The 10,366-nt window shown below is 72.4% G+C and carries 9 protein-coding genes; all 9 read right to left on the bottom strand.

The window, feature by feature from the left end; translation table 11 throughout:
• A partial coding sequence (locus tag H297_RS0131810; protein ID WP_027740343.1) for a 1-deoxy-D-xylulose-5-phosphate synthase N-terminal domain-containing protein occupies window positions 1-851 on the bottom strand: 851 nt, incomplete at its 3' end.
• Window positions 852-916: 65 nt separating this feature from the next.
• The gene (gene hpnH, locus H297_RS0131805; protein ID WP_027740342.1) at window positions 917-1,942 is read right to left on the bottom strand and encodes an adenosyl-hopene transferase HpnH; all 1,026 of its coding nucleotides are present in this window, start codon (window positions 1,940-1,942) and stop codon (window positions 917-919) included.
• A 7-nt stretch (window positions 1,943-1,949) separates the two neighbouring features.
• On the bottom strand, window positions 1,950-2,627 hold the full coding sequence (locus H297_RS0131800; protein ID WP_027740341.1) for a phosphorylase family protein: 678 nt from the start codon (window positions 2,625-2,627) through the stop codon (window positions 1,950-1,952).
• On the bottom strand, window positions 2,627-4,645 hold the full coding sequence (shc, locus tag H297_RS0131795) for a squalene--hopene cyclase (RefSeq protein WP_027740340.1): 2,019 nt from the start codon (window positions 4,643-4,645) through the stop codon (window positions 2,627-2,629). Before shc ends, H297_RS0131800 begins: the two co-directional genes overlap by 1 nt.
• Before the next feature lie 55 nt (window positions 4,646-4,700).
• Window positions 4,701-5,729 (bottom strand): polyprenyl synthetase family protein, encoded by a 1,029-nt coding sequence (locus H297_RS0131790; protein WP_106959744.1) that lies wholly within the window; start codon window positions 5,727-5,729, stop codon window positions 4,701-4,703.
• 148 nt (window positions 5,730-5,877) lie between these two features.
• A complete protein-coding gene (gene hpnE, locus H297_RS0131785; protein ID WP_027740338.1) occupies window positions 5,878-7,332 on the bottom strand; it encodes a hydroxysqualene dehydroxylase HpnE in 1,455 nt (484 codons plus the stop codon).
• Between the two features lie 111 nt (window positions 7,333-7,443).
• A complete protein-coding gene (hpnD, locus tag H297_RS0131780) occupies window positions 7,444-8,340 on the bottom strand; it encodes a presqualene diphosphate synthase HpnD (RefSeq protein ID WP_027740337.1) in 897 nt (298 codons plus the stop codon).
• 80 nt (window positions 8,341-8,420) lie between these two features.
• Window positions 8,421-9,353, bottom strand: coding sequence for a squalene synthase HpnC (gene hpnC / locus H297_RS0131775; RefSeq protein WP_027740336.1), 933 nt, complete (start codon window positions 9,351-9,353; stop codon window positions 8,421-8,423).
• Between the two features lie 227 nt (window positions 9,354-9,580).
• Entirely contained in the window at window positions 9,581-10,288 is a 708-nt protein-coding gene (locus H297_RS0131770) for a TetR/AcrR family transcriptional regulator (protein ID WP_027740335.1), read from the bottom strand.
• Between the last annotated feature and the right edge of the window lie 78 nt (window positions 10,289-10,366).

The following is a 10,366-nucleotide window of genomic DNA, read 5'->3' as shown; positions in this document are numbered from 1 at the left end:
CCGCGGCCCTTCTCGGTGAGGCAGTGCACCAGCACCGGGCCGCCGAACCGCTTGGCCCGCTGCAGGGCGGACTCGACGGCGGCGATGTCGTGCCCGTCGATGGGACCGACGTACTTCAGGCCCAGGTCCTCGAACATGCCCTGCGGCGCGATGAAGTCCTTGAGGCCCTTCTTGGCACCGTGCAGCGTCTCGTAGAGGGGCTTGCCGACGACCGGGGTGCGGTTGAGGACGTCCTTGCCCCGGGCGAGGAAGCGCTCGTAGCCGTCGGTGGTGCGCAGGGTGGCCAGGTGGTCGGCCAGCCCGCCGATGGTGGGCGAGTAGGAGCGCTCGTTGTCGTTGACGACGACGACCAGCGGCCGGTCCTTGGCAGCGGCGATGTTGTTCAGCGCCTCCCAGGCCATACCGCCGGTCAGCGCACCGTCACCGATGACGGCCACCACATGGTCCCCCCGGCCCTGCACCTCATTGGCCTTGGCCAGCCCGTCGGCCCAGCCCAGCACGGTGGAGGCGTGACTGTTCTCGATGACGTCGTGCGCCGACTCGGCCCGCGACGGGTAGCCCGACAGGCCCCCCTTGGCACGGAGCCGGGAGAAGTCCTGCCGCCCCGTGAGCAGCTTGTGCACATAGGACTGGTGCCCGGTGTCGAAGAGGACCTTGTCCTTGGGGGAGTCGAAGACCCGGTGCAGGGCGAGGGTCAGCTCGACCACGCCCAGATTCGGGCCCAGATGCCCGCCGGTGCGGGACACCGCATGGACGAGGAAATGGCGGATCTGGCTGGCGAGTTCCTCCAGTTGACGGCCGGACAGCGCGTCGAGGTCGCGCGGTCCGTCGATGGACTCCAGCAAGGACATGGTCGGCCCCCCTGCTCAGGCGAAACGTGACTCCGGTGGTCCGGGCAACCGCGTGCGGGCCCGCTCTAGCGCGACCCGCTGGGTGCGGCCGTCTCGCGGGCGGCCCGCAGCGACTCCTTCAGGGAGCCCATGGTGGCCAGCACGGCGGTCGGCTCGTAGCCGCAGTGCGCCATGCAGTTGGCGCAGCGCGGGTCCTTGCCGCGGCCGTACTTGTCCCAGTCGGTGTCCTCCACCAGTTCGCGGTAGGTGGGCACGTAGCCGTCGCTCATCAGGTAGCAGGGGCGCTGCCAGCCGAAGAGGGAGTAGTTGGGAATGGCCCAGGCGGTGCAGTCGAAGTCGGCCTTGCCCTCCAGGAAGTCGAGGAAGAGCGGGCTGTGGTTGAGCCGCCAGCGGGACCTGTTGCCGCCGGAGAACGCCTTCTTGAACAGCTCCCGGGTCTGCTCGACGCCCAGGAAGTGCTCCTGGTCGGGCGCCTTCTCGTAGGCGTAGGCGGGCGAGATCATCATCTCGTCCACCTGGAGCTCGTCGTTGAGGAAGTTGAGGACGTCGATGATGGTCTGCGGGGTGTCGGTGTTGAAGAAGGTGGAATTCGTCGTGACGCGGAACCCGCGCCGCTTGGCCTCCTTCATCGCCGCCACGGCCTCGTCGAACACGCCCTCCTTGGCCACGGATTCGTCGTGCCGCTCGCGCAGCCCGTCGATGTGTACCGCGAAGGCGAAATACGGAGACGGCGTGAACTGGTCCATCTTCTTGCGCAGCAGCATCGCGTTGGTGCAAAGGAAGACGTATTTCCGCTTGGCGACGAGCTGCCGCACGATCTCACCGATCTGCGGGTGCATCAGCGGCTCGCCGCCCGCGATCGAGACCATCGGCGCGCCGGACTCCAGCACGGCCCCCACCGCCTGTGCCACCGGCATCCGCTGCTTGAGCACCCCCGCCGGGTGCTGGATCTTCCCGCAGCCTTCGCACTTGAGATTGCAGGCGAAGAGCGGCTCCAGCTCCACGATGAGGGGGAACTTCTCACGCTTGCGCAGCTTCTGCTGAAACAGATAAGTCCCGATACGGACTGTCTGGCGGAGCGGCATGGCCATTTCTGGCTCACCTCCAGGGGAGCAGCAGGGATCGGTGCCATTCAAGGAATGCGGGCAGGACACCGCGAAGGACGCGGAATGCCGATATTCCACCCCGCAGTGTCCCGATGCGGATCAGTTCATGGCCGGGAGCGTCCACGACCACCCGTACAGCCGCAACCGGACGCCGGGCCGTGCCCGCGGCGGCGGCGTCCAGGGTGGCAGCCGACTCCATGTCGGCGGCGACGGCTCCGGCGGCGTGCAGTGCGGCCCGGGCCCGGCCGCGCACCACGTGGTCGGTGCCCGCGAGGACGCCCACGTGGACGGCGCTGCCGTGGCTGTGCCTGGCCAGGGCGGTGGCGAGCAGTTCGGTGCCGGTGCAGGGGGTGCGCCCCTGCTGGTCACGGGTCTCCTGGGCGACGACGAGGTCGCCGGGGCGCATTCCGGGAACGAGCCCGGCGCAGAAGCCGGTGGCCAGCACGGCCGTGCCGCCGGGCACCTCCTCCCCGGCGAGCGCCCCGGTCACGGCGCGGCGCGCGGCCGGGGCGCCCATGCCGCTGCGGAGCAGCCGCACGTCGGGGGCGCCCGCTCCCCCGTCCGGGTGACCGTCGCCCGGGTGCCCCAGGCCGCTGCGGAGCGCGCGGTGCTCGATGCCGAGCGCGCACGCGAGCAGCAGCGGGCCTGGAGCCTCCGGGCTGTTGTCCATCAGGCGCCCCGCCTCGTGACGCGTTCCAGGCCGTCGCCGTGCAGGTAGCGGCCCAGCGCGGTGAGGGGGAAGACCATCCGGTAGAGGTGGTAGTTGATGGAGAAGTCCCAGGGGAAGCCGGTGCCGGTGAAGTACGGCTCGTCCCAGTAGCCGTCCTCGCGCTGGTTCCCGGCCAGCCAGCCGATGCCCCGCTCGACGGCCTTGCTCTCCTGCTCGCCGGCCGCCAGCAGCGCCATCAGCGCCCACCCGGTCTGGGAGGCGGTGGAGGTGCCGTTGGCGATCCACTCGGAGTCGATGTAGGAGCGCAGGTCCTCGCCCCAGCCGCCGTCGTCGTTCTGGACGCTCTCCAGCCAGCGCACCGCCCGCCGGACGGCCGGGTGCGAGGTGGGCAGGCCCGCGGCGACGAGGGCGGGAACGACGGAGCCGGTGCCGTAGAGGTAGTTGACGCCCCAGCGCCCGAACCAACTGCCGTCGGCCTCCTGTTCGGCCAGCAGCCAGGCGAGGGCCTTGCGGGTGCGCGGGTCGTGCTGCTTGCCCTCGGCGGCCAGCATCTCCACCACGTGCGCGGTCACGTCCGCGGAGGGCGGGTCGATGACCTCACCGAAGTCGCAGAACGGCAGCCGGTTGGGGAACTTGCTGGTGTTGTCGGCGTCGAAGGCGCCCCAGGCGCCGTCGCGGGACTGCATGCCCAGGTTCCAGCGCACCGCCCGCGCGATGGCCCGCTCGACCCGCTCCGGGTCGGGGTGCCGGATGCGGCGCAGCGCCAGAGCCACCTCTGCGGTGTCGTCGGTGTCCGGGTAGGTGTCGTTGTGGAACTCGAAGGCCCAGCCGCCGGGCGGCAGTTGAGGGCGGCGCACCGCCCAGTCGCCCGGGCGGACGACCTGCTCCCCCAGCATCCAGTCGGCGGCCTTGACCAGCGCCGGGTGGTCGCGCGGCAGACCCGCGTCGGCGAGCGCGATGGCGGCCAGACAGGTGTCCCAGACCGGGGACTGGCAGGCCTCGACCATCCGGGTCTGCTCGTCCTGCCAGACGGTGAAACGGTCCAGCGACTCCAGTCCGGCCTTCAGCACGGGGTGGTCGAGGTCGTAGCCGAGCAGCCGCAGCGCGATGATCGAGTACACGGCGGGGGGCTGGATGCCGCCGAAGCAGCCGTCGTTCTCCTGGCGCTCGATGATCCAGCGGGAGGCCTCCTTCAGCGCGGCGCGGCGCAGCCGGCGGGAGGCCACCTTGCGGTAGGCGTGCAGGGCACGGTCGATGCGCTGGAAGGCGCCGTCCCAACTGTTGACGGGCGCCAACTTCGTCTCGGGGCGGGGCCGGGCCGGGTCGCTGTGCAGCTCGTCCAGGCGGAAGGGCGCCGGGTGGACGGGGCGGAACGCACACACCACGGTGAGCGGCACGATGGTCTGCCGCGCCCAGGAGCCGAAGTCGTAGATGTTGAGCGGGAACCACTTCGGGAAGTAGATGATCTCCGGTGGCATCTCCGGGAGGTCCTCCCAGCGCCACCACCCGAAGAGGGCCAGCCAGATGCGGGTGAAGACCCTGCTGCGGGCCACTCCCCCGTGCTCGCGCACCCAGGCGGAGGCGCGCGCCATGTGGGGGGCCTGTGGGTCGTCGCCGGCGAGCCGGAGGGCGACGTAGGCCTCGATGGTGGTGGACAGGTCACCGGGTCCGCCGTGGAAGGTGGCCCAGGTGCCGTCCGCGCGCTGCTGGGAGCGGACCCAGCGGGCGGCGGCAGCGTAGGTCTTCTCGTCCCCGATGCCGAGGAACTCGCGCAGCAGCAGGTCCTCGGCGTCCATGGTGACGTTGGTGTCCAGGTCGCCCTTCCACCAGCCCGCCGCGTCCTGGCGGGCCAGCAGATGGTCGACGGCGCGGGCGGCGGTCCGCTCGGCCAGCGCGGTCACGCTCTCCCGGTCCGTGAGGGCGGTGGGGGGCGCATCGCGCGGGGTGAGCTGTGTGCGCGGGGTGTTCTTCGTTCCGGAGACGCCGGGGCCGGCGGGTCCGTCCGTCGTTGCGGTCATCCCTTTCTCCTTCCGAAGTGTCCGAGTACTCGGAGTCGTGAGGTGCCGGGCGCGCTCACCTCTGCCGTACGACGACGAAGTCGGCGAGCGCCGCGAACTGTTCGCGCACCCGGCCGGGCATCTCGATGGAGTCGAGCGCCTCGATGGCGGTGGTGTGCTGCCGCTGTGCCTCCTGGGAGGTCCACTCGCGGCCGCCCGCCTCCTCGATCAGGGCGGCCCGTTCGGCGAACTCCGCCTCGTGGAAGTCCTCGAACTCCGCCTGGGTCTTCTTCGCATCGGCCGCCAGCAGGGTGGCGAGCCGGGCAGCCGCCGGGCCCGGGGAGCCGAGCGCTGCCGCCACCGGGAGCGACTTCTTGCGCTGGCGCAGATCGCTCCAGGCCTGTTTGCCGGTGGCCTGGGGGTCGCCCCAGATGCCGAGCAGGTCGTCGACGGCCTGGAAGGCGAGGCCGAGGTGGTGGCCGTAGGCCTCCAGCGCGTCGGCGGTGCGCTCGTCGGCGCCGCCGAGGACGGCGCCGATGGAGGCGGCGCAGGCCAGCAGCGCACCGGTCTTGTTGCCCTCCATGTCCAGGCACTCCTCCACCGTGACGAGGTCCCGGTGCTCGTAGGAGATGTCCTGGGCCTGGCCGTCGATGAGCTTGCGGGAGGCGACGGTCAGCCGCCGGGTGGCGCGCCCTGCCTCGGCCGTGCCGAGCTCCAGCAGGACCTCGCTCCCCAGGGCGAACAGCGCGTCGCCGACGAGGATGGCCTGCGCGGGCCCGTGCACCTTCCAGACGGTGTCGCGGTGGCGCCGCTGTTCGTCGCCGTCCATCAGGTCGTCGTGCAGCAGGGAGAAGTTGTGCACCAGCTCCACCGCGACGGCTCCCGGGATGCCCGCCTCCGCAGCGGCGCCGGCCGCCTCGGCGGAGAGCAGGGCCAGCGCGGGCCGCACCGCCTTGCCGCCGGCCGAGTCCGAGGGCCGTCCCTCGGCGTCGATCCAGCCGAAGTGGTAGGCGGCGACGGTGTCCATCGGCCCGGCCAGCCGCTCGACGGCCGCACGCAGTACGGGTGTGGTGAGCTTGCGTCCCCGCTCCAGCAGCGCGGCCACGCCCGTGGTGCCGGCCTCCTCGCTCGTGGCGCCCTCGCTGTCGTCGCTCTCGGCGTGTGCGAGATGCTGCTTCGCCGGGATCACAGGGTCTCCTTGGTGCGGTGCTGTCGGGCCGCCTGCCGGGCCCGTTCTGGCAGTTGTGGGTACGTCAGTGGTGCTCATGGGCCCTTCCTTCGATGCCGGGGACCGATGCGGTCCCGTACGGACGGCCCAGTGCGAGGAGGGCCTCGCGTGCGGCTGCGGCCCCGCTGCGGACGGCGCCTTCCATGGTCGCGGGCCAGCCGGTGGCGGTCCACGCTCCGGCGAGGTAGAGGCCGGGTGACGAGGTGCGCGCGCCGGGGCGCAGGCGCCCGACTCCGGGCACCGGCGCGAAGGTGGCGGTGCGCTCCCGGGTGACGAAGAAGTCCCGTACCCCCGCGCCGCGCGCGGCCGGCAGCAGGCGCTCCAGCTCGGGCAGGTACCGCTCGCGCAAGGTGGCGACGGGCAGGTCGATCTCCTCGTGGGCGACCGACTGGGACAGGGCGAGGTACTGGCCGCCGCCGGTGAGCCCGGACGCGGCGGTGCGGTCGAAGACCCACTGGACGGGGGTGCCGAGCGCGGTGAAGAACGGCCGGCGCAGCACCTTGCGGTCGTAGACGACGTGCACGTTGAGGATGGGGGCCGTACCGATGTCCAGCAGCCGCCCCGGGTCGGCGAGCGCGCCCGGAGGCAGCAGCCGGTACGTCTCCCGCTGCGGAACGGCCAGCACCACCGTGTCCGCGGTCAGCTCCTGTGCGGCGCCATCCTGATCGACCGTCACGCGCCAGCCGCCGCCCTCGTCCGAACTGACCGAACGGGCCCGGGTGCGCAGCAGGGTGCGCACCCCGGCGGTGTCGAGCGCGGTGCGGGCGAGGGAGTCGTGGATGTCGCCCAGCGGCACGCGGGCCCAGCCGATGTCGGCCGCACCCGGGGCGCTGAGCAGCCCGGTCTTGAAGACCATCGCCGCCAGCCCCATGGAGGCCTGCGGGGGCCGGGCGTTGAGGGTGGCGGCGCCGACCAGGTCCCACAGTGCCTCGACGGTGCGGGCCGACTGGCCGTGCCGGTGCAGCCAGGTGCCGAAGTCGATGGCGTCCAGCGCCGGGTCGGCCGGGTCGAGCTTCCTCAGCGCCAGGGCGGCGCGGCCCACCGAGGCGCGCTCGGCCACCGACAGGTGCGGGTAGGTGCTCAGGCTCGCCGCCAGGTGCAGCGGCACGGGCAGCGCGGTGCGCCGCAGCCGGCCCAGCCTGGGGCGGCGCGAGCCGATGTCCAGGACGGGAACGTCCAGCCTCTCCTGGAGCGGGGCGAGTGAGCCGGCACCGATGCGGTCCAGGTACCAGGAGTAGGCCGTGCAGCAGCGCAGGTAGACGTGCTGGCCGTTGTCGACCGTCAGCGGTCCTGCGGCGGAGTCACGGTGGAAGGAGAAGACCAGGCCGCCGAGCCGGGGCCGGGTCTCGACCAGGGTGGTCTCCAGTCCCGCCTCGGCCAGTCGCAGTGCCGCCGTGGTCCCGGCCAGGCCGCCGCCGAGGACCACGGCGCGCCGGGAACCGCCCGGCCGGTCACCGTGGTGTGTGTCGTCCGTCGTCAAGGACGCTCCTCCCCTCCGGCCTGCGGCCGGGTACGCCGTGCGTCCGCTGGGACGCCGTACCCCGGCTCCGGGTTGTCCGGCGCCCCGTGGCGGTGGCCCGGGCGGCGGGCATCAGGCGCTCCGCCGCAAGGCCTGCCGTGCGTCGAGGCCGGAGAGCCCGCGCACCGCCACGTACGCCTTCTCCCGGCCGGGCAGCGAGACGCGTCCGCGCAGCACGGCGGCGGGGTCGGCCGCGATGCGGTCCAGCAGGCGGTGGTAGATCCCGGCCATGGCCGCCACACAGGCACCCGAGCGCCGGTCGAGCATCGGCAGCAGGCGGTACCCCTCGGCGAAGAGCGCGCGTGCACGGCGCACCTCGAAATGCATTAGCCCGGTGAAGTCGGCGCCGGGCGGCACCGTATCGCTGTCGAATCCTCCGGCACAGCCAAATTTTTCGAGGTCCTCCGAGGGGAGATACGTACGTCCGCCTTCCGCGTCTTCCCGCACGTCCCGGAGAATATTGGTCAGTTGGAGGGCGAGCCCCAGGGTGTCGGCGTAGTCGGGGGCGCGAGTGGCCTCCCGTGCGCCCGGACGCGTGCCGAAGACGCCCAGCGACAGCCGCCCGATGGCGCCTGCCACGCACCGGCAGTAGACCTTCAGCTCGTCCCAGGTCTCGTAGCTGGCGCCGCTCACGTCCATGAGGACCCCGTCGATGAGCTCGTCGAGGGCGTCGAGCGGGAGGGGGAAGCGGTCGGCGGCGTGGCTGACGGCGACGGCGACGGGGTCGGTGTCGTCGCGGGGAACCCGACGGTCCTTGATCCGGGCGAGGAGCTCACGCGTCTGCTCCAGCCGCTCCCGCTTGGTTTCGGTGGGCAGGTCCCCGTCCCCGATGTCGTCCACCCGCCGCGAGAAGGCGTACAGCGCGGACATGGCCTGCCGCTTGGGCCCGGGCAGCAGCCGGATGCCGTAGGCGAAGTTGCGGGCCTGTCGGCCGGTGACGGCCTCGCAGTAGCGGTAGGCGGCACTCACCTGCGCGGGAAGCTGCTGCCCGGACGCGGCTGCTGCGGCGCGCCCTGTTCCGGCGGTTCTCGGTGTCTTCACCGTCCCGCTCACCCCTCTCCTCGCAGGCTCGCCCAGGACGCCCGCAACACGCTTGCGGCACCTGCCCGGGGAGCCCCTGCCAGTACGTCGTACCGTGCGTCCCGCAGCGCGCCGACCGCCGCGCGGCCGCCGCCGGCGAACCCGGCCAGCAGCAGCCGGAGCCTGCCGTGCACGCTGCGCACCAGCGGCGTGCCCTCGTCCAGCAGGCCCAGCGCCCGGTCGGCCTCGTAGGCGATCAGGGCGCGTACGGAGGCGTTCGCCGTGGGGGCCGCCAGATCGCCCTCGCCGACGCGGAAGCGGTCCATGTCCTCGGCCGGAAGGTAGACGCGGTCGCGGGCCAGGTCCTCGGCGACGTCCTGCAGGTGTTCGACGATCTGCAGGCCGGTGCAGACGGCGTCGGAGTGCCGTACCCGCTCGGGTGTGGTCGTCCCGGTGAGGGCCAGCACGAGGTGTCCGACCGGGTTGGCCGACAGCTCGCAGTAGGCCAGCAGTTCGCCGTAGGTGGCGTAGCGGCGCACCTTCTGGTCCTGCCGGTTGGCCTCGACCAGGGCCAGGAAGGGCTCGGGGGTGAGGCCGCGGCGGTGGACGGTGGGGACCAGGGCGCGCAGCAGCGGGTGGCCGGGCTCGCGGTCGGGGGAGGCCGCGCGGCCGGGCCCGCCGGATGGGGCGAAGACCCGGTGCAGGTCGGCCTCGAACGCGTCCAGCATGGCGAGCGGATCGTCGGCCTGCTCGGCGGCGAGGCCGAGGGCGGCGGCGTGTTCGGGGGCGTGCTCCAGGTCGCTGTCGCCGATGTCGTCGACCAGACGGGCGAACCCGTAGACGGCCATCAGGTCGTCCCGCCACTCGCGGGGCAGGAACCGCGGTGCCACCGGGAAGTTCTCCGTCTTGGCCTTGGAGAGGAGCACCGCGCTCGCGTGCGCGTCCCCCTCCGCGCTCACCACGTGCTGCCCATGGCCATTGCCGTCACATCTCCGTTTCTACACCGCCGCGCAGGAACATCCTATTTCGGACACGCCGCACGCGCTGGCCTGCGGAAGCGGCCAGCGGCACAGCTCGGCCGGGGCCGATTCTCCCGACTTACCGCGCATCAGCACCGAAACAGCTTACGCCGTACATCAATCCCCCGTACGGTGGGTCGCCTCCGGACGCCGGTGCCGCTGAGCCCGCGTCAGGGGGACGTCAGCCCGGCGACGATGTCGTGCAGCACCCGGTCGACAACCTGGTCGGCCTCCTGCTGAGGGAGGGCGCCGAGCGGGCCGTCGAGGAAGAGCATGGCCGTGCCGTGCACCGTCGCCCAGGCGCTCAGCTCGGCCCCGGGCCGGCGTCCGGGCGCGATCAGCCCGACGGCGACGGCCTCGTCCAGCGTCTCGCTGAGCATCCGGAAGGACCGCACCTCATGGCCGGAGTCCTCTTCGCAGGCCTCGGGCCCGTCCGACGGGATGGCGTCGAGGGAGCCGAGGACCTTGTGGCAGAAGGCGGTGCGGTAGAGCCCGGGCTCCTCCCGGGCGAAGCGGATGTAACCGCGGCCCAGCGCCACCATGCGCGCTCGCGTGGCCGCCGGGCCCGTCCCGTGGACCTCGTCGCGCCCCACGCTCTCCATGCTGGCGACGAGGCGCTGCTGGCCGTACTCCTTGACGGCGCCCAGCAGGTCGTTCTGACCCTCGAAATGGCGGTAGGCGGCCGTGGCCGAGACGCCCACCTTGCGGGCGGCGGCTCGCAGGACCACGGCGTCGGGACCGCCCTCGACGGCCAGTTCGATGGCGGCTCGGATCAGCGCGTTGCGCAGGTCGCCGTGGTGGTAGCGGCCTTCTTTGCGGCCGCCCGCCCCGCTCCTGCCGCCCGCTACCGGCCCGCTCGCTGCGCTGTTCGCCTCCATGCTGTCCATCCTGCCCGATGTTGACGGCTGTAACATTCACCGCCATCATGCATGTTTACGACGTAAACATGGCGGCCC

It is taken from the genome of Streptomyces sp. CNT360, from assembly GCF_000424785.1.
Note: the sequence above shows the minus strand (reverse complement) of the source record. Positions and strands in the feature narration are given on the sequence as shown.